Here is a 22,876-nt window from a genome sequence, read left to right as displayed (position 1 = left end):
GGGGTTAATCGTCGAGGCGCTCTTCTAACTGGCGCACTTCCTGGGACAGCTTGTCGAGAAACTGCATGCGACGCACCAGCCGTTCCGCCTCCGCCCGCTGCGAATCATCCCGCCAGATGCCGGCGAAAGAGTCATTGAGACCTTGCTGAGCCGCTTTGAGGCGAGCCTTAAAGGAACCTACACCTGCGATATCCGCATCACTTTGCAATTCCTCCAGCTCTTCGCGCCACTGCATCTGCTGCATAAGGAAAGCGGGATCCTGAACGGTCGCCTCCAACGGCATCTCGCGACCCTCAAGCGTGAGCAGGTAGCGCGCTCGACGCGACGGGCTTTTCAGCGTCTGATAGGCCTCGTTAAGATTCGTCGAGCGTTCGATTGCGTAGCGCTGCTCGGTCTCGCCAGCGTCAGCAAACCGATCCGGATGAACTTTGCGCGCCAGCTCGCGGTAACGAGACGACAGCAGCTCCGAATCGATATCGAAAGTTGGCTGCAACTCGAACAGCGCATAGTGACAGGGAGTTCCCACAGCGTCCTCAGATATTGAAGCTTTCGCCGCAGCCGCATTCGCCACGTACGTTAGGGTTGTTGAACTTGAAGCCTTCGTTCAGCCCCTCTCGAACAAAGTCGAGCTCAGTCCCATCGAGGTACACGAGGCTCTTGGGATCGATGATCACCTTCACGCCATGGCTGTCGAAGACCGAGTCCTCTGTAGCTGCTTCGTCCACGAACTCGAGCACGTAAGCCAGGCCGGAACAGCCGGTGGTCCGTACGCCCAACCGGACCCCAAGCCCCTTGCCACGCCCTTGCAGAGAACGGCGCACGTGATCGGCAGCGGCGGTTGTCATGCTGATAGCCATCGATACCCCCTTAGGCCTGCGGCAACCCTTTTTTCTCGCGGTAATCGCGAACGGCTGCCTTGATGGCATCCTCTGCCAATACCGAGCAATGGATTTTCACTGGCGGCAGTGCCAGCTCTTCAGCGAGCTGAGTGTTCTTGATGGTTTCCGCTTCTTCCAGCGTCTTGCCCTTCATCCACTCGGTGGCGAGGGAACTGGAAGCAATGGCCGAACCGCAACCATATGTCTTGAACTTGGCATCTTCGATCACGCCTTGCTCGTTGACCTTGATCTGCAGTCGCATTACATCGCCGCACGCCGGCGCGCCGACCATACCGGTACCGATGGAAGGATCCTCAGCGTCGAACTTACCGACGTTGCGGGGATTTTCGTAATGGTCAATGACCTTATCACTGTATGCCATGGTGCAATCCTCTTTGAATCAGGCTATGCGGAACTCGACGTCTCGAAATCAGTGGGCAGCCCACTCGACCTGAGATATATCGACGCCATCCTTGAACATGTCCCACAAGGGTGAAAGCTCACGCAATTTCGTGACCGCCTCGCTGACCTTCTGCGCGGCGTAATCAACTTCTTCTTCGGTCGTGAAACGACCGAAGGTAAAACGGATCGAGCTGTGTGCCAGTTCGTCATTACGACCCAACGCCCGGAGCACGTAAGACGGCTCCAGCGAAGCAGAGGTACAGGCCGAACCAGAAGAAACCGCCAGGTCCTTGAGCGCCATGATCAGCGACTCGCCTTCAACGTAATTGAAACTCAGGTTCAGGTTGTGCGGCACCCGCGCCGTCATACTGCCATTCACATAAAGCTCTTCCAGGTGCTCAACCTGCTTGAAGAAGCGGTCGCGCAGCTGAGTAATACGCTCGTTTTCTGCAGCCATTTCTTCTTTGGCAATGCGGAACGCCTCACCCATGCCCACTGACTGATGCGCTGCCAGCGTTCCCGAGCGCATGCCACGCTCATGTCCGCCGCCATGCATCTGCGCTTCAAGACGCACACGCGGTTTGCGCCGCACGTACAGGGCGCCGACCCCTTTGGGACCATATGTCTTGTGAGCAGAGAAGGACATCAGATCGACCTTCATCTTCTCCAGATCGATCTCCACCTTCCCGGTCGACTGCGCGGCATCGACGTGGAACAGCACACCACGCGAACGGGTGAGCTCACCAATAGCGGCGATATCGTTGATCGTTCCGATTTCGTTGTTCACATGCATGATGGACACCAGCACGGTGTCGTCGCGTAGCGCAGCTTCAACCATCGCCGACGTGATCACACCATCCTCGCCAGGCTCGATGTAGGTTACTTCGAAGCCCTCGCGCTCGAGCTGGCGGGTTGTATCAAGAACGGCTTTATGCTCGATCTTACTAGTTACGATGTGCTTGCCCTTGGACGCGTAGAAATGCGCCGCACCCTTGATAGCCAGGTTATCCGACTCGGTCGCACCAGAGGTCCACACGATTTCGCGAGGATCTGCATTGACCAGCTCGGCAACTTGACGACGCGCATTCTCGACTGCTTCCTCGGCTTTCCAACCGAAAGCGTGGGAGCGCGAAGCCGGGTTACCGAAGTTACCTTCGGCTGTCAGGCATTCAACCATCTTCTCGGCGACGCGAGGGTCAACCGGCGTGGTAGCGGAGTAGTCCAGGTAAATCGGCAACTTCATCAGGTATCTCCTATCAGGCTGTCGTCCTGCTCATTCAATGGCGGACGCTTCAATCTTATCCAGTTGCGGAGTCTGTCCATTGGCGCGGCGCATATCCTGACGCAGAGCCACTTCCTGAACCTCGCGGCGCATCACCAGATCCGCCAGACTGATGCCAGTCAGAAACTCATGGATCTGCTGACTCAAGTCGCACCACAGATGGTGGGTCAGACACGTATCCCCCGAGTGGCAGTCACCCAAGCCTTGGCATCGCGTGGCATCTACCGACTCGTTCACCGCATCGATGACCTGCGCAACTTGAATACCCGCCATATCACGAGAAAGCTGATAGCCACCCCCCGGCCCACGAACACTCGTCACCAAACTGCCGCGACGCAGCTTGGCAAACAGCTGTTCAAGATAGGAAAGCGAAATGCCTTGCCGCTCGGAAATATCCGCGAGGGATACCGGACCGTGTTGCGCATGCAGCGCAAGGTCGAGCATCGCAGTGACGGCGTAACGGCCTTTGGTAGTCAATCGCATCGGTTCGCACCAAGCATCATGGTTTGAGGCAAGTATGCAATACCCGACTATTTAGATCAACTATAAGCCCCATTAAATCACTCGGACTTTAGCCGCACGGGAAAGATGCCAGAAGCGCGAGCCGCGCAGATTCGACCGCAGGCGAGCCCGCATGATAACAGCTCGCCCACCCTGTCGCACTTCAGGAGCGAGGCTCTTCGCCGGCGCGCTTGACCTCAGCGAAATCCTCCTCACGCAATTCCGGCATCTGCTTTGCGCAATAATCGCTGCCAAGCGCGGTTAATGCCTGACACATGCCATCCATACGCTCCTCGACAGCCTGGACGTGATCGAGCAACTGGCCGATAGCGCGCGCCACCGGATCAGGCATGTCCTCGGTAACACCGTAGGCATCGAAACCGATCTTCTCAGCGATCGCTTTGCGCTTGGCCTCTTGCTCGTCATCGGCCTTGGCAATCACCCGACCCGGGATACCAACGGCGGTTGCCCCGGCCGGCACCGCACGCGTCACCACCGCGTTAGACCCGATCTTCGCGCCCGCGCCCACAGTGAACGGGCCAAGAATCTTCGCGCCGGCACCTACGATTACCCCATCTTCGAGCGTGGGGTGACGCTTACCCTTGTTCCAGCTGGTACCGCCCAGGGTCACCCCATGGTAGAGCGTTACGTCATCGCCTATCTGGGCCGTCTCGCCGATGACGATCCCCATACCATGGTCAATAAAGAAACGCCGCCCTATTTGCGCGCCCGGATGGATTTCGATCCCGGTCAGCCAACGGGCCAGATTTGAGTTCATCCGTGCCAGCCATTTGCAATTGTTGACCCAAAGCCAGTGGGATACCCGATGAAACCAGACAGCGTGCAGACCCGGGTAACAGGTGATCACTTCGAATGCGTTACGCGCTGCCGGATCGCGATGGAAAACGCTCTGGATATCTTCGCGCATGCCTTCGAACATCAATCACCTCTCCGCTTGTGGGGTTCGCCGCGCACGGCCTTTTGGGTCTCGGTAAGGATTCCGCGCAAGATATTCATTTCAAGCTTGCTGATACCGCAACGACCGTAAAGCCGGCGCAGTCGCGGCATCAGATGCCTGGGTTTCTGAGGATCAAGGAAGCCAATCTCGACCAAGGTTTGCTCAAGATGACCGTAATAATGTTCGAGCTCATCGGATGTAACCGGCTGAGTGTCGAGCATCGACGTTGTTTCGAGCTTTTCTTGCTTGCTAGGCTGATCGTTTGCCGCCAGCCAGGCCATGCGCACCTCATAGGCAAGCACTTGCACCGCAGCAGCCAGGTTCAGCGAACTGAAGGCAGGATCTGAAGGGATATGCACATGGTACTGGCAGCGCTGGAGCTCTTCATTGGTGAGCCCTGCATATTCGCGCCCAAATACCAACGCCACCTCACCGCCCCGCTCGACCTGCTCAAGGCAGACCGTTCCGGTTTCGCGCGGATCCAGAAGCGGCCAAGGAATGCGACGATCGCGCGCACTCGTGCCCAACACTACGCTGCAGCCAACCAAGGCCTCCTCGAGCGTCGCCACGATCTCCGCTGAATCAAGAATATCTGTTGCGCCCGAGGCTCGCGCGACGGCGTTCGGACTCGGAAAATCCTCCGGGTCCACCAACACCAAGCGCGTTAAGCCCATATTTTTCATGGCGCGGGCCGCGCCCCCGATATTCCCAGCGTGACTGGTGTTGACCAACACTACGCGAATGCTCTGAAGCGACACTGTTTTTTCTCAATCAGAAAGCAGACGGAGAGCTTACAGGAAGGATCCGCAGCTTCGCTATTAACCGCCAGAACAAGCGCTTGGCGAGCAACATGCAGCGCCGGTTTCTGATAGAATTGCCGGCTTTCTTTAAACGACCAGGTATTTGATCGATGCAGCCCATGCTGAATATCGCGCTGCGCGCCGCCCGTAGCGCTGGCGAAATGATTGTTCGTTCCACCGAGCGCCTGGACGTGATCTCGGTTAGCGAAAAGGACGCGCGCGATTACGTCTCGGAAATCGACCGCACCGCCGAACAACTGATCGTTACGGCGCTGCGCAAAGCCTATCCAAACCACGGAATCCTTGGCGAGGAAGGCGGACTGCTGGAAGGCAGCGGTGACGGCAAGGATTACCTCTGGGTGATTGACCCACTGGACGGAACCACCAACTTTCTACGCGGCGTACCTCACTACGCAGTCAGCATCGCTTGCAAATATCGTGGCCGCCTCGAACACGCCGTGGTAATCGATCCGGTTCGCCAGGAAGAGTTTACTGCCAGCCGGGGTCGTGGCGCGGCACTCAACGGACGCCGCCTGCGCGTCAGTGCACGCAAGAGCCTGGAAGGCGCACTTCTCGGCACGGGATTCCCGTTCCGCGACAGCCAGCTGGACAATCTCGATAGCTACCTCAATATGTTCCGAAGCCTGGTTGGGCAAACCGCAGGGCTTCGCCGCGCCGGGGCTGCCAGCCTGGATCTGGCCTATGTCGCGGCCGGTCGCTATGACGCGTTTTGGGAGTTTGGCCTGTCCGAATGGGACATGGCCGCAGGCGCCCTGCTGATTCAAGAAGCCGGCGGCCTGGTCAGTGACTTCACTGGCAGCCATGAATACCTTGAAAAGGGCCAAATCGTTGCGGGCAACACCAAGTGCTTCAAGGCAGTCCTTACCGCCATCCAGCCCCATCTGACTCCAGCACTGAAACGGTAACCATTCGCCGCAAAAAAAACGCCCATCTGGGCGTTTTTTATATCGACTTACTGCTGTGTCAGCACCAAACGCCCGTCATGGACCGGAATTTTCTGACCAGGGTCGCGATCCATCCGGACTTGCCCGACCGTGCCGTCGAGGTCGTACTTCACCTCATAGCCAATGATCTTCTGATGAGTGTCAGTGACTGTACTGCAACGGGTTTCCGTTGTGCTATAGGTGTCATTCGCCTGCATGCGGCCTTGCACCTGATTCCCGGCATAACCACCGCCCACCGCACCGGCTACCGTGGCAATCTTTTTGCCGTTGCCGCCGCCAATCTGGTTTCCGAGCAGCCCACCGACCACCGCACCCACGGCTGTACCGGCAATACGATTGCTGTCCTGTACAGGCCTCTGGCGAGTGACCGTCACGTCCTTGCATACCTCACGAGGCGTCTTGACGGTCTCCTTGACGGGATTAACGGCTAGCACGCTGGCAAATTCAGGCCCTCGATCAACCAGCGCATAGGTCGCAAAAGCACCACCAGCGCTCACCACAACAGCCCCCAGTACGGTACCGACCAACATGGACTTGTTCACTGCATCTTCCTTCATCTGACGAGCCAGGCTCGCGGCGGCGCCTTGGACTCGCCAGACTGCCGGAAGTTCGAATCAGGGAAGCTCGTCCACCTCCTCGACGACCTGAGGAATCAGATCTTCGCGCGTCAGATTCAGCCAGACCAGCAGCATTCCCGCCACATAGACCGATGAGTAGGTACCCGCGCCAACCCCGATTAAGAGCGCCAGGGAGAAGCCCCACAGATTTTCGCCACCGAAGTACATCAGCGCGCCCACCGCAAGCAGCGTGGACACCGAAGTGGCCAGAGTCCGCAGTAGAGTCTGGGTGGTCGAAATGTTGATGTTCTCGAGCAGCTCCGCCTTGCGCAGCATGCGGAAGTTTTCACGGATTCGGTCGAAGATCACGATGGTGTCGTTCAACGAATAACCGATCACCGCCAACACCGCCGCCAGTACCGTCAAGTCAAAGGAGATCTGGAACAGCGAGAAGACGCCTAGCACCAGGATCACGTCGTGGAACAACGACAACACCGCGCCCAGGCCGAACTTCCACTGAAAGCGGAACGCGACATAAACCAGAATGCCGCCCAACGCGAGCAACATGCCTAGACCGCCCTGGTCCCGCAACTCCTCACCCACGGCAGGACCAACAAACTCCACACGTTTGACGGTCACCGCACTGCCCGCCTCGCCACCGCGCAGGGCGTCGGCAATTCGCTCACCAAGCAGTGGATCATCGCCCGGCATGCGCACAAGAACATCCGTGGTGGCACCAAAGCTCTGAACCACAGCTTCATTGAAACCGGAGCCGGCAAGCTGTGAGCGCACCTGATCCAGAGCAACCGGCTGTTCGTATGAGAGCTCGATTAGCGTGCCGCCGGTGAAGTCCAGACCGAAGTTCAGCCCCTTCACCGCCAGACTCGCCAGCGAGACCAGCGTGAGCACCACGGTCAGGGCAAACGCCACATGACGAACGCCCATAAAGTTGATTACGCGTTTCATCGTGCTAGCCCCTTAAATCCACAATTTCTTGAGATCACGGCCACCGTAGATCAGGTTGACCATGGCTCGAGTCACGATGACGGCGGTGAACATAGAAGTCATGATCCCGAGCGAGAGCGTAACGGCGAAACCCTTGATCGGCCCGGTTCCCATGGCGAAGAGAATGCCGCCCACCAGCAGGGTCGTGAGGTTGCCGTCAACAATCGCCGAAAACGCGCGATCGAAGCCTTCATGGATGGCGCGTTGAATTGACATGCCGTTAGCAATCTCTTCGCGGATCCGCGAAAAAATCAGTACGTTGGCATCAACCGCCATGCCCATCGTCAACACGATACCGGCGATACCCGGCAGCGTCAGCGTGGCGCCCAGCATCGACATCAAAGCCGTCAGCACGATCATGTTGAACAGCAGCGCGACGGTAGCCAGGATCCCGAAGAACTTGTAGATCAGCACCATGAACACGGCGACGAACAGAAAGCCCCACATCGCCGCCTCGACACCGAGCTGAATGTTTTCAGCACCCAAGCTTGGGCCGATGGTGCGTTCTTCGGCAAAGTACATCGGCGCGGCCAGCCCCCCGGCACGAAGGAGCAATGCCAACTCGGATGACTCGCCCTGACCGTCAAGACCGGTGATACGGAACTGACTGCCCAACGGAGATTGGATGGTTGCCAGGCTGATGACCTTTTTCTCTTCCTGGAAGGTCTCGACGCGCACTTCTTGCTCAACACCGTCGACCATCTGCTTGACGTAGCGCGTTGTCGGCCGCTGCTCGATGAACACAACCGCCATGCTGCGCCCAACGTTGTTGCGAGTGGCGCGGTTCATCAGATCGCCGCCGTGACCATCCAGGCGGATGTTCACCTGAGGCCGGCCATTCTCGTCATAACTGGCCTGAGCGTCGGTGACTTGGTCACCAGTGATGATCAGGTTGCGCTCGAGCTGGACAGGCGGACGCCCCTCCTCACGGAACTCGAAGGTCTCGGTTGTCGCACGGGCAGCGTCAGCTTCGGCCGCCAGCCGGAACTCGAGGTTCGCAGTCTTGCCCAGGATACGCTTGGCTTCAGCCGTGTCCTGAACCCCCGGAAGCTCAACTACGATGCGGTTGGCACCCTGACGCTGAACCAACGGTTCGGAGACTCCCAACTCATTGACCCGGTTACGGACGGTGGTCAGATTCTGCTTGATCGAATACTCGCGGATCTCTGCTAGCTTGGCCTCGGTAATGGCCAGACGCAGCACCTGCTGGCCGTTGCGCTCGGTGGACGTCAGCTCAAAATCGTTGAAGTTCTTGCGGATCAGCGACTGAGCAGTCGAAAGCGTAGCCTCGTCGGCGAAACCTAGCTGCACAGCATTTTCAGCTAAAGGAAGGCTGCGGTAGCGCACACGCTCCTTGCGCAACAGGCTCTTGACCTCACCCTCGTAAACGTTGAGGCGCGTTTCGATGGCTTTTTCCATGTCGACTTCGAGCAGGAAATGCACACCACCGGACAAATCCAAGCCCAACTTCATCGGGCTCGCAGCCAAGTCACGCAGCCACTCTGGCGTCGTGGGCGCAAGATTGAGCGCAACCACATAGGCATCGCCCAGCGCACGACGCACAACATCCTTGGCAGGCAGCTGATCGTCCTGATCAGTCAATCGCAACAGGCCGCCCCGCCCCTGCTCGTCAAGGCTTGCAGCCTTGACTTCGATACCGGCCTCGGCAAGCGCTTTGCTCGCCTGATCGAGATCCGCTTCGGTGACATTGAGCGAGGTGGCAGCGCCGGTGATCTGAACAGCCGGATCATCCGGATAGAGATTGGGCGCCGAATAAATGATGGCAATGCCGAGCACTACCACTATCAGCAGATATTTCCAGAGGGGGAATCTATTGAGCATGACGCAGCCCGTCTAATGACGCGGGGCGCCTTGCGCGCCCCGTCGTTGGTGTTGAGTAGAAGTCGGCTCAGATGGCCTTCAGCGTGCCCTTGGGCAGCGTTGCGGCAATCGCCACCTTCTGGAACTTCAGCTCCACCGAGTCGGAGACTTCGATCACAACGAAGTCATCAGAAACTTTGGTGACCTTGCCAGCGATACCACCGGAAGTCACCACTTCGTCACCCTTCTGCAGGCCGCCGATCAGGTTCTTGTGCTCTTTCGCACGCTTGGCCTGTGGGCGCCAGATCATCAAGTAGAATATGACCAGAAAACCGACCAGGAACAGCCACTCGAAGCCACTACCAGCGGGACCAGCGGCAGCCTCTTGAGCGTAGGCGGCGGGAATCAGAAAGCTCATGTAGCACTCCTGTTGCAGAGATCAGTTAAGTTATGGATTCGTCACGCAAGCGGCGGCGTTGGCAGGCCGCGCTTGGCATAGAAGGCGTCGACAAAGGCCGCCAATGTACCCTGTTGAATAGCTTCGCGTAAACCAGCCATCAGGCGCTGATAGTGCTGCAAGTTGTGGATCGTATTCAGCATGCTCCCCAACATTTCGCCACATTTATCCAGATGATGCAGGTAGGCTCGAGAGAAGTGTTTGCAGGTGTAACAATCACAGCCTGGATCCAGCGGCGAATCATCGTAGCGGTGAGAGGCGTTGCGGATCTTGACCACCCCGACATCGGTAAACAAGTGCCCATTTCGCGCATTTCGGGTCGGCATCACGCAATCGAACATATCCACCCCACGACGCACACCTTCGACGAGGTCCTCCGGCTTGCCAACGCCCATCAAGTAGCGAGGCTTGTCGGCCGGCATCTGCGGTGGCAGAAAATCAAGCACACGAATCATCTCTTCTTTCGGCTCCCCGACGGAAAGCCCGCCGATCGCCAGACCGTCAAAGCCGATCTCGCACAAGCCTTCCAGTGAGCGCATGCGCAGGGACTCGTGCATGCCGCCCTGCACGATGCCGAACAGTGCCGCCGGACTATCGCCATGGGCATCCTTGGAGCGCTTCGCCCACCGCAGCGACAACTCCATAGAACGCCGCGCGACGTCCTCGTCCGCCGGATAGGGCGTGCACTCATCGAAGATCATTACGATGTCGGAACCAAGATCACGCTGAACCTGCATCGACTCTTCCGGGCCCATGAAAACCTTGGCGCCGTCGACTGGCGAGGCGAAATACACGCCCTCCTCCTTGATCTTGCGCATCGCCCCCAAGCTGAACACCTGAAAGCCACCGGAGTCCGTCAGGATCGGCCCCTGCCACTGCATGAAATCGTGAAGATCTCCGTGCGCCTTGATCACCTCGGTACCGGGTCGCAGCCACAGATGGAATGTGTTGCCAAGGATGATCTGCGCGCCGATCCCTTCAACATCGCGCGGCAGCATGCCTTTCACCGTGCCGTACGTACCCACCGGCATGAATGCAGGGGTTTCTACCGTGCCACGCGGAAAGGTCAGACGGCCGCGGCGCGCTCGCCCCTCGGTCGCCAGCAGCTCGAAGGACATGTGACAGGTACGACTCATTGGGAATCCTCGGGGCCGCGCGGGGCCGGATTGCGTGTGATGAACATGGCGTCGCCGTAACTGAAGAAACGATAACCCTTTGCGATGGCCTCGGCATACGCAGCCATGGTTTCGGGATAGCCCGCAAATGCCGACACCAGCATCAGCAGAGTTGATTCAGGCAGATGGAAGTTGGTGACGAGCGCGTCGACCACGTGAAATGGCTTGCCCGGATAGAGAAAAATGTCGGTATCGCCACTAAAAGGTTTCAGCACACCGTCGCGCGCCGCACTCTCCAGCGAACGCACACTGGTAGTACCCACAGCCACCACGCGGCCGCCTCGGGCACGGCAGGCTGCCACCGCATCGACAACGGCCTGATCAACTTCGAGCCATTCACGGTGCATATGGTGTTCTTCGATGCGTTCAACACGCACTGGCTGAAACGTGCCTGCGCCTACGTGCAGCGTGACAAACGCACTCTCAACGCCTTTATCACGAAGGGCAGCCAGCAACTCGGCATCAAAATGCAATCCGGCCGTCGGTGCAGCAACTGCGCCCGCCCGCTGGGCATAGACCGTCTGATAGCGTTCACGGTCTGCGGCTTCGTCTGGTCGGTCGATATAAGGCGGTAATGGCATATGACCGACACGCTCGAGCAACGGCAACACGTCTTGATCGAACTCCAATTCGAACAGCGCGTCATGGCGCGCCAGCATCAGCGCCTCGGCGCCGCCATCGATGTGAATGCCACCCCCTGGCTTAGGCGACTTGCTGGACCGAATATGCGCCAGCACCCGGCGACCATCGAGCACGCGCTCGATCAGCACTTCGACTTTGCCGCCAGACGCTTTTTGGCCGAACAGACGAGCCGGAATCACCCGCGTGTTATTGAAAACCATCAGGTCGCCGGCGCGCACGTAATCGAGCAACTCAACGAAACTGTGGTGACCAAGCGTACCGGTCGAACCGTCGAGCGTCAGCAAACGACTGGCACGACGCTCGGCCAATGGATGTCGAGCGATCAGCGAATCAGGGAGATCGAAGGAAAAAGCGGAGACTTGCATTGAAAAGATCAGCACGGAGCAGCAGGGGCGCAAAGCTTAGCGGAAACACCCCATTCTGACCACGCCAGACGATTGACCGCTCCGCAATGCATCCCTATACTGCGCCGCCACTGAGCCTCGATGGCGGAATCGGTAGACGCAGCGGATTCAAAATCCGCCGTTGGTAACAACGTGAGAGTTCGAGTCTCTCTCGAGGCACCATACTTCAGTGACCAGAAGCAGCTATCGCTTCTGATGGGGGATCCGCAGCGAGAAGCGGTTTCACCGACCTATGAAAGGCCAACAGCGCCCTGCTGGAGCAAGCCTTACGCTTCATGGAAAAAAGTTTCGTACTGGCGGCGCGTCATACAGCACCGACTGAACCAAACTGCGATAAGTCGAATTACTGCAGCACTAAATAGCACTGTAAGCACCGCTTGCGGTGGGCATAATCTATGGCTCCAAGGGCTTGGCATCGCCCAGCGAGTTATCGTAGAGTGTGCCCACTGTGTTTGCATGGGTCGCTGTTGAATCGTGGCCTGGTGCAGTAGATCTCAAGATCCGCTACATCCGTTCGACTCTTTACTCCTTGCAACCAGTTTCCGCTTTCTGCATTTGCAGAGGCGCTTCCACTATTGAGTTTCAAGGATACAAAGCTATGTCGAATCGTCAGAACGGTACCGTCAAGTGGTTTAACGACGAAAAAGGTTTTGGTTTCATCACTCCCGAGAGCGGTCCGGATCTGTTCGTGCATTTCCGCGCGATCGAAGGCAATGGCTTCAAGAGCCTGAAAGAAGGCCAGAAAGTCAGCTTTGTAGCTGTACAAGGTCAAAAGGGCATGCAGGCTGACCAGGTTCAAATCCAGGAATAAGCCCCGCTCCGAAAAGCCCCTGATGGCAACATCAGGGGCTTTTTTATGCGCGCGTTTCCGTAGAATGCGCCACCGCCTTTCCTAGCGAGACAATATGCATGCGCAACCATCCACTCAGCCCGCAGGGCCCGTTTCCTGCCGCCGGCCTGGTTCGTCGACTCGCCGCCATCTTCTATGATGCCTTCCTGTCGATCGCACTGATGATGGTGGTTACGCTGTTCTACCAGCAGGTGCTCTTGCGTTTTTTTTATGGCAACGAAGGCCTTAAAGCAGTGGCGGAAGCCGGCGGACTCGATATAGACCCGATCCTCTCGACTCTACTATTGTTCACCCTGTTCGCCTTCTTTGCCAAGTTCTGGACACACAACGGTCAGACACTCGGAATGCAGGTCTGGGGCGTACGCATTCAGAATGCCGATGGCAGCGCCATCGACTTGTGGCAGGCCCTGCTGCGCTTCCTGATTGCGATCATGTCCTGGCTTGCCCTGGGGCTGGGCTACTGGTGGATGCTGATCGACAAGAAGCGCAGAACCTGGCATGACATCTACTCGGAGAGTCAGGTCGTGCAGCTACCAAAGAACATCCATAAGAAATAGCGCCAGGCGGCGAGTCATTCTCGCTCGACTGATCAAGCCCCGCAGGCTCAGGTTTTGAGCCTGCAGGAATGCAATCACCCCGCCCGCCGCAATAGCCAGACACCCGCCAGCGCGCAGATGGTCGCCGGCACCGCCACTGCCAGCAGCGGCGAGAAGCCGAACACCTGGCTTGCCGGACCCAACAGGTCCTGCAAAATCCGGAACACAAAACCAACAATGACACCGGTAAAGATGCGTTGACCGAGCGTTACGGAGCGCAACGGTCCAAAGATGAACGAGATGGCCAGCAACACTAGCGCCACTGTCACCGCTGGCTGCAATACCTTGCTCCAGAATGCCAGCCAGTAGCGACCGTTGTTCAGCCCCTGATCACCAAGATAGTGGATATAGCGCCACAACCCGGTGATCGACAACGCATCCGGCTCCATCACGACAGTACCGACCAGCTGAGGCGTCAGCTGAATATCCCAACGCTCCTCGGCGACTTTTGTCACCTCAGTGTGATCGCCTCGAAAATGCGTCGTTGCGACATCGCTGAGCAACCACTGCTCGTCCTCGTAGCGCGCGCGGCGGGCAAAGCTTGCGGATAACAACTGACGCTGCTCGTCAAATCGGTAGCGGGTAACTCCGAGCAGCAGACCACTGGGCTGCACCGCGTTGATATGCACAAATTCGTCACCCTGGCGATGCCAGAGCCCGCGCTTGCTGCTCTGCGCCTCGCCAGCGCCCTGCGCCGAAGAGCGAGTGGCCTGTGCGATATTTTCGCTCCAGGGCGATACATATTCACCTATCAGCACACCGATCAGCAGCAGTAACAGCATCGGCTTCATCACAGCCAGCACGATGCGCCCAAGAGACACGCCGGCAGCGCGCATAATGGTCAGTTCGCTACTGCTCGCCAGCGTGCCAAGCCCGATAAGGCAACCGATCAAGGCCGCCATCGGCAACATTTCGTAGATCCGGGACGGCGTAGTGAGCAGTACGTAAACGGCGGCGTTCAACGTGCCGTAGCTACCCTTCACATCGCCCAGTTCGTCGATAAAGGCGAACAGCAACGCAAGGCCGACAATGATGCCGAGTACCGTCAGAATCGCCAGCAGAACGTGGCTGCCAATGTAGCGATCAAGCTTACGCATGGGCGGCCCTCGACAGGCTGCGGCGCTTGCTGATGGCAAGCCTCAGCGGTTCCCAATAAAGCATCAGCATCCCTATTGCGAAGAAGATTCCGTGTACCCACCAGAGCCCCAGGGCCGGGGGGATTCGACCCTTGTCCAGCGAGCCCCGGGCAGCGATGAGCAGCGCGAGGTAGGCCATATACAGAAGGATTGCGGGTAGCAGCTTCAAGAAGCGCCCCTGCCGCGGATTCACCTTCGAAAGCGGGACCGCCAGCAACGTGACGATGAACACCAACAGTGGCAGCGACAGACGCCACTGCAGCTCAGACTGTAGACGAATGTCGTCACTCCCAAGCAGATCGAGCGTCGGCATTGATTCACGCTCGCTCAGCTCGACACTGACCTCCGGCCTGGGCAACAGCACGCCATAAGTGTCGTACTGGATCGCCCGATAATTGGCCTGCCCTGGGTTGCCGTCATAGCGATAACCGTTTTCCAGAATCAGATAGCGGCTTCCGTCAGGCTGGATTTCTTGACGCCCGCTTTCGGCAACCAGAACGGAGAGTCCGCGCTTTTCGCCGGTCGCGCTGGACAGGTTGGTTTCGGAGATGAACACGCCGGCCAACTCGGTGCGATCAGCAGTCAGTTCACGGGTATAGGTCACGCGAGTGCCATCGCGCAGAGTCTGAAAGCGGCCCGGCACCAGCGTGTCGAACTCAGTCAGCGAGTCCTGCTCATTAAGGATGCGATCAACCTCAGCCACACCCTGCGGCGCCAGCCCTAGACTCAGCCAACCGACCAGTCCGGCGACCAGCGCAGCCGGCGCCAAACTGTAGGTCAGCAGACGGCGCTGACTCATACCAGTAGCCGAGAGCACGGTCATTTCGCTGTCGAGATAGAGCCGCCCATAGGCCAGCAGAATGCCGAGAAACAGGCCCAGCGGCAGAATCAGCTGCAGGAACCCCGGCAGGCGGAACCCCATGATCATCAGCAGGACACCGGGATCGAGCAGCCCCTGTGCGGCCTGCGCCAGGTATTTGATGAAACGCCCGCTCATGATGATGACCAGCAGCACGGCACTTACCGCGCTCAGGGTGACCAGAAGCTCACGGGACAGGTAACGAAAGACGATCAAACCGGACACTCCAGGGTTGTCAGGCTCCGGCGGCTACGCTCAAACTAGCCACCAAACAGCCGGCCCGCACGTAACAGAGCGTTGGAGTCACTCAGCATTTTCCAACGCCCCGGTAGACGAACCACCGGAAAACAAGCCCGGCATTATCCTGCAAACCCGACTCTTTGTCTTGGGGACTCGACGCCATGGAATTCGTTGTAAAGAACACCAAAGCCGCTGCCGCAAAAACAGCCACCCTGGTTCTGCCCGTTGGCGAAGAGGGCCTGCTCGGTGCAACAGCCCAAACCGTCGACCAGGCCACCGGCGGCGCGATCAGTGCAGTGCTCAAGCGCGGCGACCTGAAAGGCAAAGCGGGACAGACGCTGTTGCTGCACAGCCTGCCAGACCTCAAGGCCGATCGCGTTCTACTGGTTGGCACCGGCAAGGACGACGAGCGCGACGGGCGCCAGTGGCGAAAGATCGCCGCAGCCGCCCTCGGCGTACTCAAAGGGCTTGCCGGAAGCGATGCGACCTTTGCCCTGCAGGATGTGCAGGTCAAGGACCGTGATACCTATGCACGTGCTCGCATGCTGGTCGAGGTATTGGCCGATGGTCAGTACGTGTTTGACCAGTTCAAGAGCAAGAGGAACGACGAACCCAAGCTCGGCAAGATCACCCTATTAACTGACAAAGCTGACCAGGAACGCGTCGAGCAGGCTGCTCGTCACGCCGCAGCGATTGCCGCCGGCATGAGCTTCGCCCGCGACCTTGGCAACCTGCCGCCAAATATCTGCCATCCGAGCTACGTGGCCGATCAGGCCAAGCAGCTTGGCAAGACCTTCAAAGGTTTGAAGGTCGAAATTCTGGACGAGAAAAAGCTGCGTGAACTTGGCGCTGGCTCGTTTCTCGCCGTTTCCCAGGGCAGCGAGCAACCCGGCTGTATCGTCGTCATGCAGTACAACGGTGGGAAAAAAGGCGAGCAACCCTACGCACTGGTCGGCAAAGGCATCACCTTCGATACCGGAGGCATCAGCCTCAAGCCCGGCCAGGGCATGGACGAAATGAAGTACGACATGTGCGGTGCCGCCAGTGTTCTCGGCACCTTCCGTGCTGCATTGGAGCTTGAGTTGCCGATCAATCTTGTCGGTCTACTCGCCTGCGCGGAAAACATGCCGAGCGGCAACGCCACCCGCCCCGGCGACATTGTCACCACCATGAGCGGCCAAACCGTTGAAATTCTCAACACCGACGCCGAAGGCCGTTTGGTGCTCTGCGACACCCTGACCTACGCCGAGCGTTTCAAGCCGCGCGCAGTGATCGACGTCGCCACCCTGACCGGCGCTTGCATCGTAGCGCTGGGCAGCAACACGTCTGGCCTGCTTGGCAACAACGACGAACTGCTGCAGCAGGTATTGGGCGCCGGCCAGAAAGCCGACGATCGTGCCTGGCAACTGCCATTGTTCGACGAGTACCAGGAGCAGCTCGACAGCCCCTTCGCCGACATCGCCAATATCGGCGGGCCCAAGGCCGGCACCATCACCGCGGCCTGCTTCCTTTCGCGCTTCACCAAGGCCTACCCCTGGGCGCACCTGGACGTCGCCGGTACTGCCTGGATCAGTGGCGGCAAGGAAAAAGGCGCAACGGGACGTCCGGTTCCTCTGCTGACCCAGTACCTGCTGGACCGAGCCGAGCAGGCATGAACGACACGAGCGTAACGAGCGTAAACCCGGCATGACTCGGATCGAGTTCTACGTATTGCCTGACAGCGAGCAGGCGGGCCGCGCGAGAGCGGCCTGCCAGTTGGCAAGCAAAGGCTGGCAGCACGGCCTGTCGGTGTTCATTCGGTGCCAGGACGACCAGCAGTGCAATGAACTCGACGAGCTTCTGTGGACCTTTCGTGCAGAACGTTTCATCCCGCATGAACTGCACGGGGTCGATCCACTTGCCCCTGTGGTGATTGGTACAGAGCAGCCACCCGCCTCGGTACAGGGCTTGCTGATCAACCTTTCACCGACGCTATCGCCGCATACCGACCAGTTCAGCCGGGTGATCGAGATCGTCAATCAGCAGCCTGAGCTACTGACCGTCTGCCGGGACAACTTTCGCCTCTATCGGCAGCGTGGCTATGATCCAAAGAGAGTCGAACTGTAACGCACGATGGCTGCAAGCGAAGGAGTCGCCAAGCCTGCCACCGATGGACATCAATAGCTTCTGGGCCAATGCCCGATCAGGATCGCCTTAACACGCCTGGACGCTCAATTCCGGATGCCCCGTACATGACGCAATCGCGCCCCCCTAAAGCCCACCTTCTAGATGATCTGGAATCCATTCGCGCGCTACTAGGCGACCAAGACGCGCCACTGCTTAGCGACACACTGGATCCGGACAGCATTCCGCTGCTTTCGGACATCGTCGAACACGCACCAGCAGCCGAGCCGGAGGTCGAGCCACGCGAGCCTGCCGTGCGTACAGCCTTCCGAACGCTCGCCGAGCGTCATCTCGACCACGAGCTGCGAAATGCCGCGCAACTGATCCTGCAGGAGGTCATCGATGATTTCGTGCCGCAGATCGAAGCCGAACTGCGGGTTCGCCTGGAGGCACGCGCCGAGCAGCTGATCAAGTCTCATCGCTCCTGACTCGCTGACAACCAAGGCACACGCTCCGCCGGAACAGCCATCCACGCGAGCTCAGCTGTGCCAGCTGGACAAAAGCGGCATCGCAAGCCTGCCGATCAGCCACTTTGCCTTTATACTTGCCCGCTTTTCCGATCAGCCGTTCTAAGGGTCCCGCCGCATGGACAAGACCTACCAGCCGCACGCCATCGAAACCTCCTGGTACCAGACCTGGGAATCGAACAACTATTTCGCGCCCCAAGGTTCAGGCGAGCCCTACACCATAATGATCCCGCCGCCGAACGTCACCGGCAGCCTGCATATGGGCCATGGCTTCAACAACGCCATCATGGATGCACTGATCCGTTTCCGGCGGATGCAGGGTCGCAACACCTTGTGGCAGCCAGGCACTGATCACGCCGGCATTGCCACCCAAATGGTGGTCGAGCGTCAGCTTGGCGCTCAGGGCGTCAGCCGTCATGACCTGGGACGCGAGAAGTTCCTCGACAAGGTCTGGCAGTGGAAAGAAGAGTCCGGCGGTCACATCACCCGGCAAATTCGCCGCCTGGGCTCCTCTGTGGACTGGTCGCGTGAGCGCTTCACCATGGACGAGGGGCTTTCCGAGGCTGTCAAAGAAGCCTTCGTGAGGCTGCACGAGGACGGCCTGATCTACCGCGGCAAGCGCCTGGTCAACTGGGATACCAAGCTGCACACCGCGATTTCCGATCTTGAAGTCGAAAACCATGATGAGAAAGGTCACCTCTGGCACCTGCGCTATCCGCTGGCAGATGGTTGCAAGACAGCCGATGGCCTGGATTACCTGGTGGTCGCAACGACCCGGCCGGAAACCATGCTGGGCGACGCCGCGGTCGCGGTGCACCCCGAGGACGAGCGCTACAAGAACCTCATCGGCCGCCACATCATGCTGCCGCTGGTGAACCGCCTGATCCCGATCGTCGCCGACGACTACGTCGACCTCGAATTCGGCACCGGCTGCGTGAAAATCACCCCGGCTCACGACTTCAACGACTATGAGGTCGGCAAGCGCCACCACCTGCCGCTGATCAACATCTTCGACCAGAACGCCTGCATCCTCGCCCGCGCCCAGGTCTTTAACATCGACGGCTCGGTGAATGACAAGCTCGACGGCAGCCTGCCGGACGGCTACGCGCACATGGACCGTTTCGATGCACGCAAAGCCATCGTCGCCGAATTCGACGCCATGAGCCTGCTGGAGAAGATCGACGACCACGGGCTGAAAGTACCGCGCGGCGACCGCTCCGGCACCATTATCGAGCCGTGGCTGACCGATCAGTGGTACGTCTCCACGAAGCCGCTGGCCGAGAAGGCCATCGCCGCCGTTGAAAGCGGCGACATCCAGTTCGTGCCCAAGCAGTACGAGAACATGTATTTCAGCTGGATGCGCGACATTCAGGACTGGTGCATCAGCCGTCAGCTCTGGTGGGGCCACCGTATTCCGGCCTGGTATGACGAAGCGGGCAACGTCTACGTCGGCCGCGACGAAGTAGAGGTACGCAGCAAGTACAACCTGTGCAACAACGTTGAACTGCGTCAGGACGAGGACGTGCTGGATACCTGGTTCAGCTCCGGACTGTGGACATTCTCCACTCTCGGCTGGCCCGAGCAGACCGATTTCCTCAAGACCTTCCACCCTACCGACGTATTGGTCACCGGCTTCGACATCATCTTCTTCTGGGTAGCCCGGATGATCATGCTGTCGACCCATCTGACCGGGCAGATTCCGTTCAAGACCGTGTACGTGCACGGGCTCGTTCGTGATGGCCAGGGCCAGAAGATGTCCAAGTCCAAGGGCAACGTGCTTGATCCGCTGGATATCGTCGACGGCATTACCCTCGACGAGCTGCTGCAGAAACGTACCAGCGGCATGATGCAGCCCAAGCTGGCCGAGAAGATCGCCAAGCAGACCCGCACCGAGTTTCCTGAGGGCATTGCCAGCTACGGCACCGACGCCCTGCGTTTCACCTTCTGCTCGCTGGCCTCTACCGGTCGCGACGTGAAGTTCGACATGGGTCGCGTCGAGGGTTATCGCAACTTCTGCAACAAGATCTGGAACGCCGCCAACTTCGTCTTCGAGAACACCGAGGACAAGGACACGGGGATCAATGACGAACCCGTTGAGCTGTCGTCGGTGGACCGCTGGATCATCTCCTCGTTGCAGCGCACCGAAGCCGAAGTCACCCGTCAGCTCGAGGCCTTCCGCTTCGATCTGGCCGCTCAGGCTCTGTATGAGTTCATCTGGGACGAGTATTGCGCCTGGTATCTGGAACTGGTCAAACCGGTGCTGTGGGACGAAACGGCCAGCGTCGAACGCCAGCGCGGCACTCGTCGCACCCTGGTGCGCGTGCTGGAAACGGCGCTGCGCCTGGCGCATCCATTCATGCCGTTCATCACCGAAGAGATCTGGCAGCGCGTCGCACCGCTGGCGGGCAAGTCTGGGCCGACGCTGATGCTGCAATCCTGGCCGGAATTCAACCCGGAGCGCATTGACGAAGCTGCCGAAGGTGATATCGAGTGGGTCAAAGCCTTCATGCTGGGCATCCGCCAGATTCGTGGCGAGATGAACATCTCCATGGCCAAGCGCATCGACGTCGTGCTGGGTGACGCCAGCGAATCTGATCAGCGTCGCCTCGCCGATAACGAGCCGCTACTGAAAAAACTGGCCAAGCTGGAAAGTGTTCGCGTCCTCAATCAAGGCGAAGAACCGCCGCTGTCGGCCACGGCGCTGGTCGGCGACATGCAGGTGCTGGTGCCCATGGCAGGCCTGATCGACAAGGACGCCGAACTTGCCCGACTCGACAAGGAGATAGGTCGACTGGACGGCGAAGTGAAGCGCGTGGGCGGTAAGCTCGGCAACGCCGGCTTTGTCGACAAGGCGCCCGCCGAAGTCATCGACAAGGAGCGCGCCAAACTGGCGGAGGCTGAGCAAGCCAAAGCCAGGCTGGTCGAGCAGCGCGAGCGCATCGCCAGCCTGTAAACAAGCGAAAGGCCAGCACTTGATGTGCTGGCCTTTTTGCTTAGATAACTGCGCTTGATTGATGACAAGTCGCTTTCAGCGCCGCTGGTACACTATGCCGCATCCGACAATAACGATTTACAACTGACAGGCCTGAACCCACGCGGAAAGCTCCACGACATGAAGTAAGTCAGCAGCGAAGCAAACCCGAAGCGGTTTGCCCAACGCGCAGCCGTTCACGACGCAGGTAAAACCTTCCGTACCGCGGTTACTTAATTCTCTCGCACCGCCAGTCGCCCATTTTTTAAGCCTGTCAGCCCCGAGCCAGAACAACAACCCGAATGGCCCGGCACGGTTTATAAAAAATGGAGCCCCTCCGATGTATGTACTCATGGCTGTTCTATTTGTTCTGGGCTATCTATGCATAGCCTTCGAGCATCCGCTGAAAATTGACAAGGCCGCCGCCGCAATCCTCACAGCCGTGCTGTGCTGGACCGCATTGATACTCGGCGCGGAATCCATCGTGCCGCTGTTGCCATCTGCCGCGCATAACCCAGGCGAACCTTCAGCCTTTGTAGTCGAATCGCTGAGACATCATCTGGGCGAAATCTCGGAGATTCTGTTCTTTCTGCTCGGCGCCATGACCATCGTCGAACTCATCGATTCCCACGAAGGTTTCAAGGTCATCACTGACCGGATCCAGACGCGCAAGCGCGTGCACCTGTTGTGGATCATCGGCTTCCTGACCTTCTTCCTGTCCGCCGCGCTGGACAACTTGACCACCACCATCGTCATGGTATCGCTGCTGCGCAAACTGATCCGCGGCCGTCCCGAACGCTGGCTGTTCGTCGGCGTCGTGGTGATTGCTGCCAACGCGGGCGGCGCCTGGTCGCCGATTGGCGACGTCACCACCACCATGCTCTGGATCGGTAACCAGATCACCGCCTCGGGCGTGATTGTCGGATTATTCATCCCGAGCCTCGTCTGCCTGCTTGTTCCGCTGTTGATCCTCAGCTTCAGCATGCGCGGCGAAGTGCCCCGTCCAGGTGCCAGGGCGCATCTGGCCGAAAGTAATCCGCCAACGACCACGGTGTTCGAACGCAACCTGGTATTAGCGCTCGGTATCGGCGCGCTGGTGTTCGTGCCGGTCTTCAAGACCGTCACCCACCTGCCCCCTTATATGGGCATCCTATTCGGGCTCGGCGTGCTCTGGGTCACTACCGAGTTTCTGCACCGTCACAAGGAAGACGATCACAAGCACCCGCTTTCGGTCGTGGGCGTCCTGCGCAAAGTCGATACCCCGAGCGTGCTGTTCTTCCTTGGCATCTTGCTGGCCGTTGCGGCGCTTGCTACGGCCGGTCATTTGACCCAGGTCGCGACGGCGCTGCGCGATTCCCTCGGGCACATCTATCCGATCAACTACAGCATTGGCCTGCTGTCAGCGGTGGTGGACAACGTGCCATTGGTCGCCGGCTCGATGAAAATGTACCCGCTGGTAAGTCCGGAAACCCTTGATGCTGCGCCAGCCGCTGAAGCCGCTTGGCTGTCGCAGTTCGTCGTCGACGGCAACTTCTGGGAGATGCTCGCCTATTGCGCCGGGACGGGTGGCAGCACGCTGATCATTGGTTCGGCCGCAGGCGTTGCGGCCATGGGCATGGAAAAGATCAGCTTCACCTGGTACGTCAAGCGCGTCAGCCTGCTGGCTTTCCTCGGTTATACAGCCGGCGCCGTGACCTATATAGGCATGCTCGCCCTGCGTTGAACCACTCAGGCGGGCCCGTCGAAG

Annotated in this window: 23 protein-coding genes and 1 tRNA gene; 9 read left to right on the top strand and 15 right to left on the bottom strand. The window is 58.9% G+C overall.

Features of this window, described 5'->3' with window-relative positions:
* Window positions 1-4: 4 nt before the first annotated feature.
* The 7 genes from hscB to trmJ form a co-directional block, all read right to left on the bottom strand.
* On the bottom strand, window positions 5-526 hold the full coding sequence (gene hscB, locus ALTERO38_RS04890; protein WP_159967474.1) for a co-chaperone HscB: 522 nt from the start codon (window positions 524-526) through the stop codon (window positions 5-7).
* 7 nt (window positions 527-533) lie between these two features.
* Window positions 534-857, bottom strand: coding sequence for an iron-sulfur cluster assembly protein IscA (iscA, locus tag ALTERO38_RS04885; protein WP_148926494.1), 324 nt, complete (start codon window positions 855-857; stop codon window positions 534-536).
* Between the two features lie 10 nt (window positions 858-867).
* The gene (gene iscU, locus ALTERO38_RS04880) at window positions 868-1,260 is read right to left on the bottom strand and encodes a Fe-S cluster assembly scaffold IscU (protein ID WP_045425243.1); all 393 of its coding nucleotides are present in this window, start codon (window positions 1,258-1,260) and stop codon (window positions 868-870) included.
* A 48-nt stretch (window positions 1,261-1,308) separates the two neighbouring features.
* Window positions 1,309-2,523: an IscS subfamily cysteine desulfurase gene (locus tag ALTERO38_RS04875; protein WP_159967473.1), complete on the bottom strand. Its 1,215-nt coding sequence runs from the start codon at window positions 2,521-2,523 to the stop codon at window positions 1,309-1,311.
* 30 nt (window positions 2,524-2,553) lie between these two features.
* Window positions 2,554-3,045, bottom strand: a complete 492-nt coding sequence (iscR, locus tag ALTERO38_RS04870; RefSeq protein ID WP_159967472.1) for a Fe-S cluster assembly transcriptional regulator IscR — start codon at window positions 3,043-3,045, stop codon at window positions 2,554-2,556.
* A 181-nt stretch (window positions 3,046-3,226) separates the two neighbouring features.
* The gene (cysE, locus tag ALTERO38_RS04865) at window positions 3,227-4,003 is read right to left on the bottom strand and encodes a serine O-acetyltransferase (RefSeq protein WP_102835903.1); all 777 of its coding nucleotides are present in this window, start codon (window positions 4,001-4,003) and stop codon (window positions 3,227-3,229) included.
* The gene (trmJ, locus tag ALTERO38_RS04860) at window positions 4,003-4,779 is read right to left on the bottom strand and encodes a tRNA (cytosine(32)/uridine(32)-2'-O)-methyltransferase TrmJ (protein ID WP_159967471.1); all 777 of its coding nucleotides are present in this window, start codon (window positions 4,777-4,779) and stop codon (window positions 4,003-4,005) included. The genes cysE and trmJ overlap by 1 nt, the downstream gene beginning before the upstream one ends.
* A gap of 152 nt (window positions 4,780-4,931) precedes the next feature.
* Between trmJ and suhB the strand changes: the two genes are divergently transcribed.
* Window positions 4,932-5,747, top strand: a complete 816-nt coding sequence (suhB, locus tag ALTERO38_RS04855) for an inositol-phosphate phosphatase (RefSeq protein ID WP_102835901.1) — start codon at window positions 4,932-4,934, stop codon at window positions 5,745-5,747.
* 47 nt (window positions 5,748-5,794) lie between these two features.
* Here suhB and ALTERO38_RS04850 read toward each other — a convergent pair whose 3' ends face one another.
* The 6 genes from ALTERO38_RS04850 to queA all read right to left on the bottom strand — a co-directional run bounded on the left by ALTERO38_RS04850 (window position 5,795) and on the right by queA (window position 11,808).
* Window positions 5,795-6,328 carry a glycine zipper 2TM domain-containing protein gene (locus ALTERO38_RS04850; RefSeq protein ID WP_159967470.1) on the bottom strand — a complete coding sequence of 178 codons (534 nt, stop codon included), beginning with the start codon at window positions 6,326-6,328 and terminating at the stop codon, window positions 5,795-5,797.
* 72 nt (window positions 6,329-6,400) lie between these two features.
* Window positions 6,401-7,309: a protein translocase subunit SecF gene (secF, locus tag ALTERO38_RS04845; RefSeq protein WP_159967469.1), complete on the bottom strand. Its 909-nt coding sequence runs from the start codon at window positions 7,307-7,309 to the stop codon at window positions 6,401-6,403.
* Window positions 7,310-7,321: 12 nt separating this feature from the next.
* Window positions 7,322-9,190 carry a protein translocase subunit SecD gene (secD, locus tag ALTERO38_RS04840; protein WP_159967468.1) on the bottom strand — a complete coding sequence of 623 codons (1,869 nt, stop codon included), beginning with the start codon at window positions 9,188-9,190 and terminating at the stop codon, window positions 7,322-7,324.
* Between the two features lie 67 nt (window positions 9,191-9,257).
* Window positions 9,258-9,587 (bottom strand): preprotein translocase subunit YajC, encoded by a 330-nt coding sequence (yajC, locus tag ALTERO38_RS04835; protein WP_021209500.1) that lies wholly within the window; start codon window positions 9,585-9,587, stop codon window positions 9,258-9,260.
* A 41-nt stretch (window positions 9,588-9,628) separates the two neighbouring features.
* Window positions 9,629-10,744 (bottom strand): tRNA guanosine(34) transglycosylase Tgt, encoded by a 1,116-nt coding sequence (gene tgt, locus ALTERO38_RS04830; protein WP_178114630.1) that lies wholly within the window; start codon window positions 10,742-10,744, stop codon window positions 9,629-9,631.
* 14 nt (window positions 10,745-10,758) lie between these two features.
* Window positions 10,759-11,808: a tRNA preQ1(34) S-adenosylmethionine ribosyltransferase-isomerase QueA gene (gene queA / locus ALTERO38_RS04825; protein WP_159967466.1), complete on the bottom strand. Its 1,050-nt coding sequence runs from the start codon at window positions 11,806-11,808 to the stop codon at window positions 10,759-10,761.
* A gap of 114 nt (window positions 11,809-11,922) precedes the next feature.
* Between queA and ALTERO38_RS04820 the strand changes: the two genes are divergently transcribed.
* The 3 genes from ALTERO38_RS04820 (at window position 11,923) to ALTERO38_RS04810 (ending at window position 13,254) form a co-directional block, all read left to right on the top strand.
* Window positions 11,923-12,009, top strand: a tRNA-Leu gene (locus tag ALTERO38_RS04820).
* Window positions 12,010-12,445: 436 nt separating this feature from the next.
* Window positions 12,446-12,658: a cold-shock protein gene (locus ALTERO38_RS04815; protein WP_003284681.1), complete on the top strand. Its 213-nt coding sequence runs from the start codon at window positions 12,446-12,448 to the stop codon at window positions 12,656-12,658.
* Between the two features lie 98 nt (window positions 12,659-12,756).
* Window positions 12,757-13,254 (top strand): RDD family protein, encoded by a 498-nt coding sequence (locus tag ALTERO38_RS04810; RefSeq protein WP_102835897.1) that lies wholly within the window; start codon window positions 12,757-12,759, stop codon window positions 13,252-13,254.
* A gap of 74 nt (window positions 13,255-13,328) precedes the next feature.
* On the opposite strand, the gene lptG is transcribed toward ALTERO38_RS04810, so the two are convergent.
* Both lptG and lptF read right to left on the bottom strand, forming a co-directional pair.
* Window positions 13,329-14,390: an LPS export ABC transporter permease LptG gene (gene lptG / locus ALTERO38_RS04805; protein ID WP_159967465.1), complete on the bottom strand. Its 1,062-nt coding sequence runs from the start codon at window positions 14,388-14,390 to the stop codon at window positions 13,329-13,331.
* On the bottom strand, window positions 14,383-15,504 hold the full coding sequence (gene lptF, locus ALTERO38_RS04800) for an LPS export ABC transporter permease LptF (protein WP_102835895.1): 1,122 nt from the start codon (window positions 15,502-15,504) through the stop codon (window positions 14,383-14,385). Before lptF ends, lptG begins: the two co-directional genes overlap by 8 nt.
* 185 nt (window positions 15,505-15,689) lie before the next feature.
* Here lptF and ALTERO38_RS04795 point away from each other — a divergent pair, with 185 nt between their 5' ends.
* The 5 genes from ALTERO38_RS04795 to nhaD all read left to right on the top strand — a co-directional run bounded on the left by ALTERO38_RS04795 (window position 15,690) and on the right by nhaD (window position 22,852).
* Window positions 15,690-17,183 carry a leucyl aminopeptidase gene (locus tag ALTERO38_RS04795; protein ID WP_159967464.1) on the top strand — a complete coding sequence of 498 codons (1,494 nt, stop codon included), beginning with the start codon at window positions 15,690-15,692 and terminating at the stop codon, window positions 17,181-17,183.
* A gap of 31 nt (window positions 17,184-17,214) precedes the next feature.
* Window positions 17,215-17,634, top strand: coding sequence for a DNA polymerase III subunit chi (locus ALTERO38_RS04790; RefSeq protein ID WP_159967463.1), 420 nt, complete (start codon window positions 17,215-17,217; stop codon window positions 17,632-17,634).
* A gap of 125 nt (window positions 17,635-17,759) precedes the next feature.
* A complete protein-coding gene (locus ALTERO38_RS04785; protein WP_102835892.1) occupies window positions 17,760-18,119 on the top strand; it encodes a DNA polymerase III subunit chi in 360 nt (119 codons plus the stop codon).
* A 157-nt stretch (window positions 18,120-18,276) separates the two neighbouring features.
* On the top strand, window positions 18,277-21,111 hold the full coding sequence (locus tag ALTERO38_RS04780) for a valine--tRNA ligase (RefSeq protein ID WP_159967462.1): 2,835 nt from the start codon (window positions 18,277-18,279) through the stop codon (window positions 21,109-21,111).
* A gap of 358 nt (window positions 21,112-21,469) precedes the next feature.
* Window positions 21,470-22,852, top strand: a complete 1,383-nt coding sequence (gene nhaD / locus ALTERO38_RS04775; protein WP_148926509.1) for a sodium:proton antiporter NhaD — start codon at window positions 21,470-21,472, stop codon at window positions 22,850-22,852.
* Window positions 22,853-22,876: the final 24 nt, after the last annotated feature.

The organism is Pseudomonas sp. 9Ag (assembly GCF_902506445.1).
GTDB lineage: Bacteria > Pseudomonadota > Gammaproteobacteria > Pseudomonadales > Pseudomonadaceae > Stutzerimonas > Stutzerimonas stutzeri_AB.
Note: the sequence above shows the minus strand (reverse complement) of the source record. Positions and strands in the feature narration are given on the sequence as shown.